The organism is Pseudoalteromonas piscicida (assembly GCF_000238315.3).
Lineage (GTDB): Bacteria > Pseudomonadota > Gammaproteobacteria > Enterobacterales > Alteromonadaceae > Pseudoalteromonas > Pseudoalteromonas piscicida.
The window spans coordinates 506,067-521,878 of record NZ_CP011924.1; the positions used below are offsets into that span (position 1 = coordinate 506,067).

The following is a 15,812-nucleotide window of genomic DNA, read 5'->3' on the forward strand; positions in this document are numbered from 1 at the left end:
TATTTGTGAGCGATTTATTATCCCAAGACGAAATTGATGCACTACTCCATGGTGTAGATGAAGTCGAAGAAGACGAAATCGGTGATGGTGGTGACGGCGAAGGTGCTGGTGCCTTACAGTATGACTTTTCGTCTCAAGATAGAATTGTGCGTGGGCGAATGCCGACGCTTGAAATCGTAAATGAACGATTTGCCCGCCATATGCGGATCAGCCTTTTCAACATGATGCGCCGCACCGCTGAGGTCTCTATCAACGGCGTACAAATGCTGAAATTTGGCGAATATATCCATACTCTATTCGTTCCTACCAGCTTGAATATGGTGCGCTTTAGACCGCTAAAAGGTACTGGCCTGATAACCATGGAAGCGCGTCTGGTCTTTATTCTTGTAGACAACTTTTTTGGTGGGGATGGTCGTTATCATGCCAAGATCGAGGGGCGTGAGTTTACACCAACGGAACGTCGTATCGTGCAGATGCTCCTTAAGATCATCTTTGAAGATTACAAAGAAGCCTGGGCGCCGGTGATGGATGTGTCGTTTGAATACCTCGACTCAGAGGTGAACCCAGCGATGGCTAATATTGTGTCACCTACAGAAGTGGTGGTGATTAGCTCTTTTCACATCGAGTTAGACGGTGGAGGGGGCGATTTCCATATTTCACTGCCTTACTCTATGTTAGAACCTATTCGAGAATTGCTCGATGCCGGTGTTCAATCAGATACTGAAGATACCGATCTACGTTGGAGTAAGGCGCTTCGTGATGAGATTATGGATGTAGAAGTTGAGATTTCTTCCCAGTTACTGGAAGTTGACTTATCGCTTGAGCAAATAATGAAGCTTCAAGCTGGTGATGTTATTCCTGTGGAAATGCCAGAGCATGTAACGGTTTTTATTGAAGAATTGCCAACGTTTAGAGCAAAAATGGGCCGTTCTCGTGACAATGTCGCGTTGCAGATCAGTGAAAAAATTAAACGTCCAGAATCAGTTAAGTCTGAGCTTCATGTATTTACCAAAGGTGGTAAAAAGCTCGACTCTGATGCTGAACTGGCAGAATTAGAAGAAGATCTACATCTTTCCGAAGGTGTAGATTTAGATTGGTAGTCGCGGACTTGTATACGCAAAATCGTGAGACTAATTATGGACAACAAATTAACTTAATCAGGTAGTAATCCAATGAGCGATGATCAAGATACTATGGACGAATGGGCAGCAGCACTCGCTGAAGCCGAAGGTGCCGAAGGTGGCAGTGAGCCAGAAGTTGCAGAGTTAGATGAACTCAAAGATTCAGCGCCTGCATTATCGTCAGATGAAAAACGAAAACTCGATACCATTTTAGACATTCCAGTTACCATTTCTATGGAAGTTGGCCGCTCTAAAATTAATATTCGTAACTTATTACAGCTAAATCAGGGCTCTGTTGTTGAGCTGGATCGAGTAGCTGGTGAACCGCTGGATGTACTTGTTAACGGTACGTTGATCGCACACGGTGAAGTGGTTGTAGTAAACGACAAGTTTGGTATTCGCTTAACGGACGTCATTAGTCAGGTTGAGCGTATTAAAAAGCTACGTTAATGCGCTGGGGTTGGTCTTTAGCAGTGTTTGGCATCGCTTTTTATACACGGGCTGTCACTGCAACAACCTCAGAGACAGTACCTAAATCTTCTGTAGGGGCTGGTACCGCGGGGTTAAGCTCAGAGCTACTTTCCATGGGATTGTCTCTGATGTTGGTGATCCTACTTATTTTAGGCTTAGCGTTCGTTTTAAAACGTTTAAATCCCAATATTGTAAACCAGAAAGACTTTAAGGTGATCCGAAGTATATCGCTCGGTACTAAAGAACGTTTGCTGGTTATCGAGTTGGATGAAAAGCAGCACTTGCTTGGAGTAACACCAAATAATATCAACTACTTATACCAGTTGGAAACACCGTTAGATGATGTTAGCCGAACGCCATTTGCAAATGAGTTACAAAAGTTTTTAGCGGGCAAAGGGCAAGTAGACAATAACCATAATAAGAAAAGTCATGATTAGATTGCTGATACTCTGTTTATTACTGTTTTCTGGGGTAGCTTCTGCAGAAGGGATAGAAGCAATAAACGTTACAACAAACCCTGATGGCTCTCAAGAGTACTCAGTGACACTTCAAGTACTCGCCATTATGACAGCGCTGAGTTTTATTCCAGCAGCTGTTATCATGATGACTTCGTTTACTCGAATAATTGTTGTGCTTGCGATTTTGAGACAGGCGATTGGTCTGCAGCAGTCGCCATCGAATCAAATTTTACTCGGTTTATCGTTGTTTTTGACGTTGTTTATAATGGCACCCATATTTTCGCAGATAAATGATGAGGCGGTGCAGCCGTACATAAAGGAAGAAATCACGTCAATCCAAGCACTTGAACGTGCTAAAGAACCGATGAAAGCCTTTATGCTGTCACAAACTCGAATTAAAGACCTTGAAACCTTTGCCAAGATAGCGGGTTATGACAAGCTTGATAGCCCTGAAGACACGCCGTTTATCGTTATTATTCCGGCTTTCGTTACATCTGAGCTGCAAACGGCTTTTATTATCGGCTTTATGTTCTTTATTCCATTTTTGATAGTCGACTTAGTCGTAGCCAGTGTCTTGATGGCCATGGGTATGATGATGTTATCTCCAATGATAGTTTCCTTGCCGTTTAAGATTATGCTTTTTGTGCTCGTCGATGGTTGGAGTTTGGTCATGGGTACACTGGCCAGAAGCTTCGGATTGGGGGTGTAATGTGGAACCAGAAGTCTTTGTCGATATCTTAAGTGATGCATTGTTTTTAGTCATCAAGCTGGTGGCGGCGATTGTAGTACCTGGGCTTCTAGTTGGCTTAGTTGTTGCTGTGTTTCAAGCAGCAACATCGATTAATGAACAAACATTAAGCTTTTTACCGCGTTTAATTATCACGATTCTAGCCCTCATTTTTGGTGGCCATTGGTTAACTCAAGAACTGATGGACTATTTTAACCTCGTGGTTATGCGCATCCCTGAAATTGCAGGCTAATCATGGAGTTCACCTTTGCGGTAATCATGCAGTGGCTAAGTGATTTTTTACTTCCACTGGTGCGGATAAGTTCAATGATGATGGTAATGGCGGGGCTTGGGGCACAGAGTGTACCTGCCCGAATTAAGTTTGCACTTGCTGTGGTCGTTACCTTCGCCGTGGTGCCCGTTTTGCCCAAATCAGAGTTTACCGATTTGTTCTCCTTTTCGATGATTTTGGTTGTTATTCAAGAAATGATGACCGGAGTCGCAATTGGTTTTGGCTCTCTATTGCTTTTAAATACTTTTATCATTGCGGGTCAAATCCTTGCTATGCAAACAGGTCTTGGTTTCGCATCTGTTGTTGACCCTGCCAATGGATTAAGTGTCCCAGCAGTTGGTCAGTTCTATTTAATATTAGCGACATTACTGTTTTTTGTTTATAACGGTCACCTGATGATGATACAAATGGTAGTGTATAGCTTCGAAAGCTTTCCCATTGCAGGTAATTGGTGGGCGGTAGACAATTTTTGGCGAATAGTTAATTGGGGGGGCTGGATGTTTTCTACGGCACTGGCTCTTGCGTTAGCTCCGTTAACGGCAATGTTGGTTATCAATATCTCGTTTGGGATCATGACCAGAGCTGCACCTCAGATGAATATTTTCTCTGTAGGGTTTGCTTTTACCTTAGTTGCAGGGCTTACCATTATTTGGGCGACATTGGGTAACTTCTTAGCACAATTTGAGTTTCAATGGCTCAAAATGACGGAGCTGATGTGCGACTTAATTGGTTGCACGGTTTAGGAGTTTGAAATGGCAGAAGATTCAGGTCAAGAACGCACCGAAGAACCCACCTCCAAGAAGATAAGTGATGCGAGGAGTAAAGGCCAGGTAGCCCGTTCAAAGGAGTTGGGGACTACGTTTGTGTTATTGTTTTCTGCTATCGCTTTACTAATGTATGGTCCTGGTATAGGGAAAGCGCTTTACAACGTGATGGGACGAATGTTGTCGCTTAATCGCAATGAAACCTACGATACAACCAAAATGTTTGCTGTGTGGGGGGATATTGGCGCTGAGCTGTTATTCCCAATGGCTATGTTCGTTTTTATTATCGCAATTGCCGGAATAGTGGGGAATACGTTACTCGGTGGCTTTAACTTTTCTTGGCAAGCGGCCGCACCTAAAGCAAGTAAAATGTCACCTATGAAGGGACTGAAGCGAATGTTGGGCCCACAAGCGGCCATTGAGTTATTGAAGTCAGTTCTTAAGTTTGTATTAGTTGCAGGCTTTGCAATCTTGCTTATCAATATGTATTTTAACGAAATATTACACTTGAGTATTGAACAAATCCCTTCGAGTATAGAACATGCGTTAGAAATCATTGCGTGGATGTTTTTAGCGCTTAGTTGCACTATGATTGTGATCTCCGCAATTGATGCGCCCTATCAAAGCTATAATCATCATAAACAGCTTAAAATGACGCTACAAGAAGTCAAGGATGAATATAAAAACTCAGAAGGTGATCCTCAAATAAAAGCGCGGATCCGCCGAACACAAAGAGAAATGTCGCAAAGACGTATGATGCAAGATGTACCAGATGCCGATGTTGTTGTGACCAACCCTACTCACTATTCGGTTGCGCTTAAATATGACACTGAAAGGGCGGGGGCGCCTATTGTTATCGCAAAAGGGGTTGATGAACTTGCGATGCAAATTAGAAAAATAGCCAAAGGGAATGAAGTGCCGATAGTGGAATCACCTGTATTGACTCGTTCGCTTTACCACACCACTGAAGTGGGTGATCAAATCCCTGAACAATTGTTTACCGCGGTTGCACAGGTACTTGCTTATGTATTTCAGTTGAATCGTTTCCAAAAAGGTAAAGGGAAAAGACCCGTTGCACTTACTCGAGATTTACCAATCCCAGACGATTTGAAGCATTAAAATTGCCCTCATAAGAATAAGCTATTAATTGGAACGCATATTGCATTTGTTGCTATGTGTCAATTTTTTGCTTGTGTTAAGTTATGGAATTTAAAGCAGTTTTACAACAACTCAATCGAGATAAAAAAGAATATGCTAAAGGTGTGGGTACTCCATTGTTGGTGCTTGCAGCACTTGGCATGGTTATTCTACCGTTACCTCCTTTTTTGCTTGATATTCTATTTTCCTTCAACATTGCATTGGCACTAGTGGTGCTATTGGTGACTGTTTATACCTTGAAGCCACTCGAATTTGGTATGTTTCCGGCGGTACTACTGATCGCGACTATCATGCGATTGGCATTAAACGTAGCGAGTACTCGCGTCGTATTACTTGAAGGTCATAATGGTGGTGATGCGGCAGGTAAGGTGATCGAAGCCTTTGGTAGTGTTGTTATTGGTGGCAACTACGCCGTCGGTTTAGTTGTATTCCTTATCCTTATTATTATTAACTTTGTCGTAATTACCAAAGGTGCGGGTCGTATTTCAGAGGTGTCTGCGCGTTTCACCCTTGATGCTATGCCGGGTAAGCAAATGGCCATTGATGCGGACTTAAATGCCGGTTTTATCTCTGCAGATGACGCCCGGGCTCGTCGTGAAGAAGTGACTCGAGAAGCCGACTTTTATGGGTCAATGGACGGTGCAAGTAAATTCGTTAAAGGTGATGCTATTGCAGGTATCGTGATCCTCGCCATTAATATAATAGGTGGCCTTTTCGTTGGGATGATCCAGCATGATTTAAGCTTTGGCCACGCGATGGAAGTATATACCATGCTGACAATCGGTGACGGTCTGGTCGCGCAAATTCCATCTCTTTTACTCTCAATTGGCACTGCAATTGTCGTAACGCGTCAAAATGAATCGCACAACATGGGCGATCAGTTTAAAAGCCAACTGGGTAATGAAAAATCGCTAGCTATTGCTTCAGGTATTTTGATCACCATGGGACTCGTTCCAGGCATGCCACATGTTGCCTTCCTAGGTTTAGGCGTATTACTTGGCTATATAGCCTATTACACAAGCCAGCAAAAGAAAAAGGCGGAAATCGAAAAGGCAGAACAAGCTGCCAAAGGACCTGCTGCCAAAGGAGGCCATCAACAAGATCAAAAAGAGCTTGGTTGGGATGATGTACAACCTGTTGATGTGATTGGTTTAGAGGTTGGTTATCGCCTAATTCCTCTAGTTGACCAAGCCCAAGGCGGGGAGCTTCTCAGTCGTATTAAAGGGGTGCGTAAAAAGCTATCTCAGGAACTGGGCTTTTTAGTACCGCCGGTACATATTCGCGATAACCTAGAACTAGATCCAAATGCATACAATATTACTTTAATGGGAGTTGGCTCAGGAACCGGTGAGTTGAAGCATGGCGATGAGCTCGCAATTAACCCAGGGCAGGTGTTTGGGCCGATTAAAGGCATAGAGACTAAAGATCCTGCATTTGGCTTAGATGCAGTATGGATTAAACCAGATCAAAAAGATGAAGCGCATTCACTTGGCTATACAGTAGTAGATGCTGCAACTGTGGTGGCAACACACATTAGTCAATTATTGACGAATAATGCGTCACTATTGCTTGGTCATGAAGAAGTTCAAAATCTATTAGACATGCTTGCGAAAAGTCACCCTAGATTAGTTGAAGGCTTAGTGCCTGATATTTTACCACTCACTACCGTAGTAAAAGTACTACAAAATCTTCTTAATGAAGGCGTTGCAATTCGAGATATGCGCTCGATTGTACAAACCTTAGTTGAGTACGGACCACGTAGCCAAGACCCTGATGTATTAACGGCTGCGGTAAGAATTTCATTACGCAGATTGATTGTTCAAGATGCCGTTGGAAGCGAAGAAGAAATTCCTGTCATAACATTGGCGCCTGAGTTGGAACAGATGTTGCATCAGTCACTTCAGAACGCAGGTGATGAGGGGGCAGGTATTGAACCTGGCTTGGCTGAGAGGCTTCAAGAATCATTAAGAGAAGCACATCACAACCAAGAAATGCTAGGGGAACCGTCCATCTTATTAACCTCAGGTATGTTAAGAAGTGTGCTATCTCGATTTGTTAAACATACAATTCCAGGTCTTAGAGTGATGTCATATCAAGAAGTGCCGGAAGAAAGACAAATTAAGATAGTGAGCTCGGTTGGACAATAGAGGATAAAGGGGCTGTAACATGAAAATTAAACGTTTCTTCGCAAAAGATATGCGTACGGCTTTAAATGAAGTAAAAGAAGAGCTTGGTGCTGATGCTGTCATTATGTCTAACAAAAAGTTAGCGGATGGTGTTGAAATCGTCGCAGCAATTGATAATGACCGTACTGCTGCACCTGCTAAGCAAGCACCAGCGACCCATGCAGCAGCCCCGAGAGAAGCACAGACTCGCTTTGTCCGTCCAGAGCCTCGCCAAGCACAGCCAGCAAAACAAGCGCAAGTTGCCGATAGCTTAGCGGCACTGCTTGAGCGTCAGGCACCGCGCCCACGCTCACCAGAACTTGCTTCTATGTTCTCCCAGTCGGGGATAGATACAGAGCAAATGTTAAGCAGCCAACGTAAAACACAAGCTGCTGCGCCGGCGTACCAAGCGAAGCCACAGCAAGCTCGTCGCCAATCTTTTGACTTTGATGATGATGCATTTGAGCAGCCACAGCAGTGGGGCGAGTCGGATGAGTTAGACAACGGTTTTGGTGATGATTTACCGGAGTTAAATGCCAAGCCTGACGAAATGAGTGCAATGCGTGAAGAAATGAACGCTATTCGTCAATTACTTGAACATCAAGTATCTGGTCTAATGAAACAAGAAATGGCTCGTCGCGATCCAACCCGTGCGTGTCTTGTTGACCGTTTGGAAGGAATGGGCATAGACAAAGATGTCGCTGAGCAAATGGCATGCTTTATCCCTGATGATGTGTCTCGTAAAGAAGCCTGGAATGCATTGTTAAACATGGTGATCAACCAAATGCACACCACTAACAATGATATTCTTCGTCAAGGTGGCGTATTTGCGATGGTGGGTCCAACTGGTGTTGGTAAAACCACAACGGTTGCAAAATTAGCGGCATTAGGTGCACAAAAATACGGTGCAGATAAAGTGGCGTTAATAACGACAGATACCTACAGAATTGGCGCTTACGAGCAGTTAGCTACCTATGGTAGAATCATTGGTTGTCCGGTTAAGCAAGTTAAAGATGCAAATGAACTTGCAGAAGTGCTTTATCATTTACGCAATAAGCGTCTAGTATTAATAGATACAGCGGGAATGAGTCAAAGAGATTTGCGCTTAACTGAACAGTTAAATACACTTATGCGTAGCGCGAGAGTAGATATTCGCAGCTATTTAGTATTAAGTGCGACAGCACAAATGAATGTGTTACAAGAAACAGTAAGACACTTCAAAAAAGTAAATTTAAGTGGCTGTATTTTCACAAAACTTGATGAAAGTCTAAGTTTAGGTGAGATAATTAGCATAGCGATTCAAAATCGCTTGCCAATAGGGTATCTTACCAACGGTCAGCGAGTGCCAGAAGACATTCGCGTAGCAAATGCTCAAAAGCTAGTAAAAAAGGCTGAGCAATTGTATTTAAAAAGAATAAAAGCACAGCACTCTCGACGTGTACCTGTAGCGTCAGAGTCAGTAGGAATGTATGATTAACACAGTTTTAGATCAAGCAAGTGGCCTGCGTAGAATGAGTCAAAATAGCAACCAGGGTGTAAAAGTAATAGCCGTGACCGGTGGAAAAGGTGGGGTGGGTAAAACCAACGTCTCGCTCAATACTGCCATCGCTATGGGCCAACAAGGACAGCGAGTTCTCGTTTTAGATGCGGACTTGGGCTTGGCAAACTGTGATGTGATGTTAGGTCTAAGGGTAGAAAAGAATCTGTCACACGTGTTGTCGGGTGAATGTGAACTAGATGAGATTCTCGTAGAAGGTCCCGCTGGAATTAAAATTGTACCGGCGACTTCAGGCTCTCAAAGTATGGTAGAGCTGACTCCCGCAGAGCATGCAGGACTTATTCGTGCATTTAGCGAGCTTAACACGCAATTTGATGTATTAATTGTTGATACCGCAGCTGGTATCTCAGATATGGTTCTGAGCTTCTCTCGAGCTGCACAAGATGTGATGGTTGTGGTGTGTGATGAACCGACTTCTATTACAGATGCTTACGCGTTGATCAAAGTTTTGAGCAGAGAGCATGGTGTCTATCGTTTTAAAATTGTTGCCAATATGGTCCGCAGTATGCGTGAAGGGCAAGAATTATTTGCTAAACTTTCAAAAGTTACAGACCGTTTTCTTGATGTAGCACTGGAATTAGTGGCCACCGTACCGTTTGACGAAAACATGCGTAAATCTTCTCGCAGACAAAGAGCTATCGTGGATTTATTTCCGAGTTCTCCTGCGGCGATTGCGATTAAGGGACTTGCCGCTAAGGCAGTGAAATGGCCAATTCCGCATCAACCTTCCGGTCATCTAGAATTTTTCATTGAACAACTTGTAAACGGGTGATTATGGCTTCTCCGGTCAATAGAGCTGCGGGATATCAAACTTCAGACCACATTCATAAGGTGGTTGAACGGCATGCTCCACTTGTCAAAAAAGTGGCGTGCCACCTGATTGCTCGACTTCCGGCAAGTGTGCAACTCGACGATCTGATCCAGTCAGGTATGATTGGGTTGATTGAAGCATCTAAAAATTTCGATGCAACTAAAGGCGCTAGTTTCGAGACCTTTGCCGGGATCCGTATTCGAGGCGCAATGCTGGATGAAATCCGTCGTGGTGATTGGGCGCCTCGTTCTGTTCACAAAAATAGCAGAATGGTTGCAGAAGCTATATCTGAGCTCGAATCTCTCCTTGGTCGAGAACCAAAAGACACTGAAATCGCTGAAAAACTTGATATATCTCTAGATGAGTACCATCATATTTTACATGATGTAAATGCAAGTAAAGTCATCGGTATTGAGGATCTTGGGGTTGATGAAGACGTGATAACCCCAGCAAACAGCGATTTTGCGCTAGACAAACCGTTTAATAACGTTAAAAATGAACGTTTTAACGAGTCTTTAGTAAATGCTATCAAAGCGTTACCCGAAAGGGATGCTCTGGTTTTATCACTTTACTATAACGACGAAATGAATTTAAAAGAGATTGGTGCCATCCTTGATGTCAGTGAATCTCGAGTAAGCCAAATTCACGGTCAGGCAATGATAAAGCTTAAAGCTAAAATCAATGACTGGATAAATTAGAGTACATAAAATAGTTGGGTTCGAACCTCACTGGAGGAAGTTTTGGATAAGAACATGAAGATTCTCGTGGTTGATGATTTCTCTACTATGAGAAGAATAATCAAAAACCTATTAAGAGATTTAGGCTTTACCAATGTTCAAGAAGCTGATGATGGTAGTACAGCACTTCCGATGCTACAAAATCAGGAGTTTGACTTTGTAGTAACTGATTGGAATATGCCGGGCATGCAAGGTATTGATTTGCTTCGTGCAATACGCGCAGATGAAAAGCTTAAGCACATTCCAGTGTTGATGGTTACCGCAGAAGCGAAAAAAGAACAAATTGTTGCAGCAGCGCAAGCAGGGGTGAACGGATATATTGTTAAGCCGTTTACTGCGGGTACGCTCAAAACTAAGCTTGAAAAAGTATTTGAGCGACTAGGCTAACAGCAAGGGGATATGGCCTATGTCTGTAAATGCTGCGCCTCAAATTACACTTGAACAAGCTAAGCAACTTGTTGAGCTTCTAGAACAAGGTGAACAAGAAAAAGCTGACCAGCTGATTTTAGAAGCTGCTAACAAAGAGCAATCGGAGTTATTTGCAGAAGTTGGAAAGCTAACTCGCCAATTACACGAGTCCTTGAAGAACTTTGAGCTCGATACTCGACTCTCAGATCTCACGACAGAGGCTATACCTGACGCCAAGCAGCGTCTTAATTATGTTATGGAAATGACAGAAAGCGCTGCTAATAAAACGATGGACGCGGTCGAAGAAAGCTTACCTCTTGCGCAGAATCTAGCGGATGAGTTAGCGCAAATAAAGCCCACTTGGGATCGATTGATGAGCAGAGACATTCAACTCGGTGAGTTTAAATCTCTGTGTCATGATCTCGACAGCTTTATGCAGACTTCAAAGACACGTACAGACGAATTACAAGGTTTAATGACTAATGTGCTGATGGCTCAGGACTATCAGGATTTGACTGGGCAGGTTATTCGGCGCGTCATTGAGCTTGTGAGAGAAGTAGAAGATAGTCTCATTCACCTCCTGACTGTTTTTGGTACTTCAGATGAAGCGCCTTCAACTGCTGTGAAAGCGAATGAAAACGAAATAAAAACAACCGAGACTATCAGTGATGAATTGTCTGGACCTGAAGGTCCAATTATTGACGCTGAATCGCGAGATGACGTGGTTTCTGGTCAAGACGAAGTCGATGACTTGCTATCTAGTTTAGGCTTCTAGTTGGAGAGTGTGTATGAGCTTTGAAGTCGATGAAGATATCTTGCAGGACTTTCTTGTTGAAGCAGGCGAAATATTAGAACTGTTATCTGAACAGCTTGTTGAACTAGAAAATAATCCTGAAGATAAAGAACTTCTCAATGCGATTTTCCGTGGCTTCCATACCGTAAAAGGTGGGGCTGGCTTCCTAGGTATGACCGAACTGGTCGATGCCTGTCACGGTGCGGAAAACGTGTTTGATGTACTACGACAAGGGCAACGAAAAGTAACTTCCGAACTGATGGATGTTATTTTGCAATCTTTGGATACGATCAACGAAATGTTCGCTTGTATTCAAAACCGTGAGGAACCAGAAGCGGCCGACCCTGTGTTGCTTGAAACACTCCACAAACTTAGCCAGCCTGCATCTGAAGACGAAGTCAGTGAAGTGATTGACGAACCTACTTCTGAGCCAGAACCTGTGGTGCCAGATTTAAGTGCTGATGATATTTTATTCGACGCCGATGTTGGTTCAGGCGATGATAGCGGCTCCAGCATCGATGAGATAACAGAAGAAGAATTTGAAAATCTTTTAGATGAATTACACGGTTCGGGTAATGCGCCTGCTGTTGCTCCGGCAACTAAACCTGAAGCTGTATCAACCACAGATGATGGTGATATCACTGATGACGAATTCGATAACCTCTTAGATGAACTTCATGGTGTTGGTAAATTCGGTGGAGCACCAAATGCAGAAGATGCTGTTGCCCCAGAAGCGAGTGAACCTAAGGCTAAATCAACCTCACCAGCAGCCCCAAGTGGGTCTACTGGCGACGAAGAAATTACCGACGATGAGTTTGAAGCTTTGTTGGACGAGCTTCATGGTAAAGGCAGTGCACCTAAAGCGGTCGATGAATCGCCAGTAGAGGTTTCAGAGACTAAACCTGCGCAACCAGAGCCTGTTAAAGCCGCGCCAGCGCCGAAACCTGCGCCAAAGCCTGCGCCCAAAGTTGAAGCTAAGCCTGCGACTCCAGCACCAGCACCGCAAAAAGAGCCCGAGGCTGCAAAAGCTTCCACACCAGCCGCTGCGAAGAAACCTGCGGCACAAGCTGAGACCACGGTCCGAGTTGATACTAAACGTCTTGATGAAATCATGAATATGGTTGGCGAATTAGTATTGGTTCGTAACCGTTTGGTTAGCTTAGCGAATAACACCAACAGCGAAAGCATGGGTAAAGCTATTTCGAACCTTGATGTAGTCACTGCTGATTTGCAGGGCGCCGTGATGAAAACGCGGATGCAGCCAATCAAAAAGGTATTTGGTCGCTTTCCTCGAGTAGTGAGAGACCTTGCTCGCAGCTTGAAAAAAGAAATCAACCTAGTTTTACAGGGCGAAGAGACGGATTTAGATAAAAATTTGGTTGAAGCGCTTGCAGATCCACTGGTCCACTTAGTGAGAAACTCAGTAGATCACGGTATTGAAATGCCTGACGTACGTGAAGCGTCTGGCAAACCAAGAATGGGTACAGTCACATTGTCAGCATCTCAAGAGGGAGATCACATTCTTCTCACGATTCGAGATGATGGTGCCGGTATGGACCCTGAAAAGCTCAAAAAGATTGCTATAAATAAAGGCGTGATTGACTCCGATCAAGCAAGCCGACTGTCCGATACTGAAGCCTATAATTTGATCTTCGCACCAGGGTTCTCAACAAAAGAGCAAATTTCAGACATTTCTGGTCGTGGTGTTGGGATGGACGTTGTTAAAACGAAGATCACTCAATTGAATGGCTCGGTAAATATCCAATCAGAATTGGGTGTTGGTACCGTATTAGAGATTAAGGTACCGCTTACACTGGCTATTTTGCCTACCTTGATGGTGGTCGTTGGAGAGCAAACGTTTGCGTTACCACTTGCCGGCGTGAACGAGATCTTCCATTTAGATTTGACAAAAACGAATGTGGTTGATGGTCAGTTGACTATCATAGTGAGAGAAAAAGCAATTCCGTTATTTTATCTTGAACATTGGTTGGTAAAAGGTGCGAACAGGGGCATGAGAAAGGCTGAAGGCCATGTTGTCATTGCGCAAATTGGCACTAAACAAGTCGGTTTTGTGGTTGATTCTCTTATAGGCCAAGAGGAAGTCGTAATCAAACCACTAGATGCGTTATTACAAGGTACACCAGGTATGGCCGGTGCTACCATCACATCTGATGGTGGTATAGCGCTAATCCTTGATGTCCCCAACTTATTAAAACACTACGCCTAATTTTATTAGGCGTAGTTCGAATTCTAGAGCGGCATTTGCTGCTCTGCTGTAGAGCAAATTAAAGAGCGTTGCCAATGGCAGTTAAAGTGTTAGTCGTAGACGATTCTAGTTTTTTTCGTCGTCGAGTCAGTGAAATTTTAGAAAAAGACAGTGAAATCAAAGTTATAGATTTCGCAGTTAATGGCAAGGAGGCGGTTGAAAAGGCCGCTTCATTGCGGCCAGACGTAATTACGATGGACGTGGAAATGCCTGTGCTTGATGGGATCAGTGCGGTAAAGCAGATCATGCAGGCCACTCCGACCCCAATCTTAATGTTTTCTTCGTTAACTCGTGAAGGCGCTAGTGCTACGTTAGATGCACTGGATGCGGGGGCTGTAGATTTTTTACCGAAAAAGTTTGAAGACATCGCTCGTAATAGCGAAGAAGCAATTAAGTCGTTACAAAATAAGGTAAAGGAAATTGGCCGCCGTCGCGTTAGCCGTTTTACTCGCCCTACTATTGCGACTCCGCCAAAGCGCGTCGAGTCTAGAGCAACTCGCGCTGATACAGGACGAGCAACGATCCCTCAACCGGATAGAAGTTTTCAGAGGCCTGTATCTGGTGGTACGTCTAGTGCTGCGGGTGCTAGAGCATCGGGTAAGAAATATGGACTGGTTGCAATTGGTACATCAACAGGTGGACCCGTTGCACTGCAAACAATACTAACTCAGTTGCCTGCAAACTTTCCTCATCCAATTTTACTTATCCAGCATATGCCGGCCGCATTTACACCTGCGTTTGCAGCAAGATTGAATAGTTTATGCCAGATTAAGGTTAAGGAAGCCGAGCAAGGTGATAGATTAATGCCTGGGGTGGCCTATTTAGCCCCTGGCGGTAAGCAAATGCTGGTTGAAAATCGCGGTGGTAGTAAGACACTAAAAGTGTTCGAAGATGATAGTCCAAGGATCACCTATAAACCCAGCGTTGATGTGACATTTGCAAGTGTTGCAAAAGCTTATGGTGGCGACACGTTAGCGATTGTCTTAACGGGAATGGGCGCAGATGGCCGAGATGGTGCTCGTATGCTAAAACAGGTAGGGGCCACTATATGGGCGCAAGATGAAGCGACTTGTGTTGTTTATGGTATGCCTCAAGCTGTCGCTGGCGCTGGACTTTCGTCGGATAGTATCGCCCTACAAGACTTTGCTGCGAGAATTAATAAAGAAGCGGGTAATCAATAGACTAAGTCATCACTTGGTTGCTTTGCTTGAAGCTTGTAAATATCAAACGTCTAAAAAGAATGAATAACACTGAGTTGGTATAGTATCTATTGAACGAAATCAATAGAGATAAGCGAAGGAATATAGAGTGAAAATTTGGACAGTAGCAAATCAAAAAGGTGGTGTGGGTAAAACCACGACGACGGTGAGCTTAGGAGGCATTCTTGCTGAACAGGGTCACCGAGTTTTGCTTATTGATACTGATCCACATGCTTCACTGACATATTACTTTGGTATTGATTCTGAAGAGTTAGAAGTCAGTGTGTATGATATTTTTGCACGCGGCAGCAGCATGACGAGTGAAGAAATTTTACAGTCTCTTTGCCCATCAACCATAGAGAATCTTGATATTTTGCCTGCCACTATGGCCATTGCTACGCTTGATCGTAGTATGGGTAATAAAACGGGCATGGGGCTTATCTTAAAGAAATCGCTCGAAAAAATAGCGGATCAATATGACTATGCTATTTTAGACTGCCCACCAGTGCTTGGGGTACTGATGGTTAACGCATTAGCAGCGAGTGAGCGAATTTTAGTACCTGTCCAAACTGAATTTTTGGCATTGAAGGGACTAGATAGAATGATGCGCACGATGGAGCTGATGCAGTCTTCACAGCAGAAACAGTATCAATATACTATCATTCCAACTATGTATGATAAACGGACCAAAGCGTCGTTGGAGGCGTATAAAACGTTGCTAGCAACATACAAAGAGGCTGTTTGGCCAGGTGTGGTTCCTGTAGATACTAAATTTAGGGATGCGAGTCTTGCACAGCAAGTCCCAGTACAATTTTGTCCTAAATCACGAGGCGTGTTCGCTTATCGTGCACTTTTGGACTATTTGAAGCAGTTAAGCTAGAGAG

At 43.8% G+C, this 15,812-nt stretch carries 16 protein-coding genes; all 16 read left to right on the top strand.

Annotation, left to right across the window (positions count from 1 at the left end):
• The first annotated feature begins 5 nt into the window (after positions 1–5).
• The 16 genes from fliM to PPIS_RS02470 all read left to right on the top strand — a co-directional run bounded on the left by fliM (position 6) and on the right by PPIS_RS02470 (position 15,808).
• Complete coding sequence (gene fliM, locus PPIS_RS02395; protein ID WP_010369125.1) at positions 6–1,100, top strand: flagellar motor switch protein FliM; 1,095 nt, start codon at positions 6–8, stop codon at positions 1,098–1,100.
• Between the two features lie 72 nt (positions 1,101–1,172).
• Positions 1,173–1,571, top strand: a complete 399-nt coding sequence (fliN, locus tag PPIS_RS02400; RefSeq protein ID WP_010369124.1) for a flagellar motor switch protein FliN — start codon at positions 1,173–1,175, stop codon at positions 1,569–1,571.
• On the top strand, positions 1,571–2,029 hold the full coding sequence (gene fliO / locus PPIS_RS02405; RefSeq protein ID WP_010369123.1) for a flagellar biosynthetic protein FliO: 459 nt from the start codon (positions 1,571–1,573) through the stop codon (positions 2,027–2,029). Before fliN ends, fliO begins: the two co-directional genes overlap by 1 nt.
• The gene (gene fliP, locus PPIS_RS02410; protein ID WP_010369122.1) at positions 2,022–2,759 is read left to right on the top strand and encodes a flagellar type III secretion system pore protein FliP; all 738 of its coding nucleotides are present in this window, start codon (positions 2,022–2,024) and stop codon (positions 2,757–2,759) included. The genes fliO and fliP overlap by 8 nt, the downstream gene beginning before the upstream one ends.
• A 1-nt stretch (position 2,760) precedes the next feature.
• The gene (gene fliQ, locus PPIS_RS02415; protein ID WP_010369116.1) at positions 2,761–3,030 is read left to right on the top strand and encodes a flagellar biosynthesis protein FliQ; all 270 of its coding nucleotides are present in this window, start codon (positions 2,761–2,763) and stop codon (positions 3,028–3,030) included.
• Between the two features lie 2 nt (positions 3,031–3,032).
• Positions 3,033–3,812, top strand: coding sequence for a flagellar biosynthetic protein FliR (fliR, locus tag PPIS_RS02420; protein WP_010369114.1), 780 nt, complete (start codon positions 3,033–3,035; stop codon positions 3,810–3,812).
• A 9-nt stretch (positions 3,813–3,821) separates the two neighbouring features.
• Positions 3,822–4,952 (top strand): flagellar biosynthesis protein FlhB, encoded by a 1,131-nt coding sequence (gene flhB, locus PPIS_RS02425; protein WP_010369112.1) that lies wholly within the window; start codon positions 3,822–3,824, stop codon positions 4,950–4,952.
• A gap of 83 nt (positions 4,953–5,035) precedes the next feature.
• Positions 5,036–7,138, top strand: coding sequence for a flagellar biosynthesis protein FlhA (gene flhA / locus PPIS_RS02430; RefSeq protein WP_010369109.1), 2,103 nt, complete (start codon positions 5,036–5,038; stop codon positions 7,136–7,138).
• 19 nt (positions 7,139–7,157) lie between these two features.
• Positions 7,158–8,633 carry a flagellar biosynthesis GTPase FlhF gene (gene flhF, locus PPIS_RS02435; protein ID WP_010369107.1) on the top strand — a complete coding sequence of 492 codons (1,476 nt, stop codon included), beginning with the start codon at positions 7,158–7,160 and terminating at the stop codon, positions 8,631–8,633.
• Positions 8,626–9,486 (top strand): MinD/ParA family protein, encoded by an 861-nt coding sequence (locus tag PPIS_RS02440; RefSeq protein WP_010369106.1) that lies wholly within the window; start codon positions 8,626–8,628, stop codon positions 9,484–9,486. Before flhF ends, PPIS_RS02440 begins: the two co-directional genes overlap by 8 nt.
• Before the next feature lie 2 nt (positions 9,487–9,488).
• A complete protein-coding gene (locus tag PPIS_RS02445) occupies positions 9,489–10,223 on the top strand; it encodes an RNA polymerase sigma factor FliA (protein WP_010369105.1) in 735 nt (244 codons plus the stop codon).
• A gap of 42 nt (positions 10,224–10,265) precedes the next feature.
• Entirely contained in the window at positions 10,266–10,649 is a 384-nt protein-coding gene (cheY, locus tag PPIS_RS02450; RefSeq protein ID WP_010369104.1) for a chemotaxis response regulator CheY, read from the top strand.
• Positions 10,650–10,668: 19 nt separating this feature from the next.
• The gene (locus PPIS_RS02455; protein ID WP_010369103.1) at positions 10,669–11,445 is read left to right on the top strand and encodes a protein phosphatase CheZ; all 777 of its coding nucleotides are present in this window, start codon (positions 10,669–10,671) and stop codon (positions 11,443–11,445) included.
• 13 nt (positions 11,446–11,458) lie between these two features.
• The gene (locus tag PPIS_RS02460) at positions 11,459–13,690 is read left to right on the top strand and encodes a chemotaxis protein CheA (protein ID WP_010369102.1); all 2,232 of its coding nucleotides are present in this window, start codon (positions 11,459–11,461) and stop codon (positions 13,688–13,690) included.
• 74 nt (positions 13,691–13,764) lie between these two features.
• The gene (locus PPIS_RS02465; protein ID WP_010369101.1) at positions 13,765–14,910 is read left to right on the top strand and encodes a protein-glutamate methylesterase/protein-glutamine glutaminase; all 1,146 of its coding nucleotides are present in this window, start codon (positions 13,765–13,767) and stop codon (positions 14,908–14,910) included.
• A gap of 127 nt (positions 14,911–15,037) precedes the next feature.
• Positions 15,038–15,808 (top strand): ParA family protein, encoded by a 771-nt coding sequence (locus PPIS_RS02470; RefSeq protein ID WP_010369100.1) that lies wholly within the window; start codon positions 15,038–15,040, stop codon positions 15,806–15,808.
• Positions 15,809–15,812 lie beyond the last annotated feature (4 nt).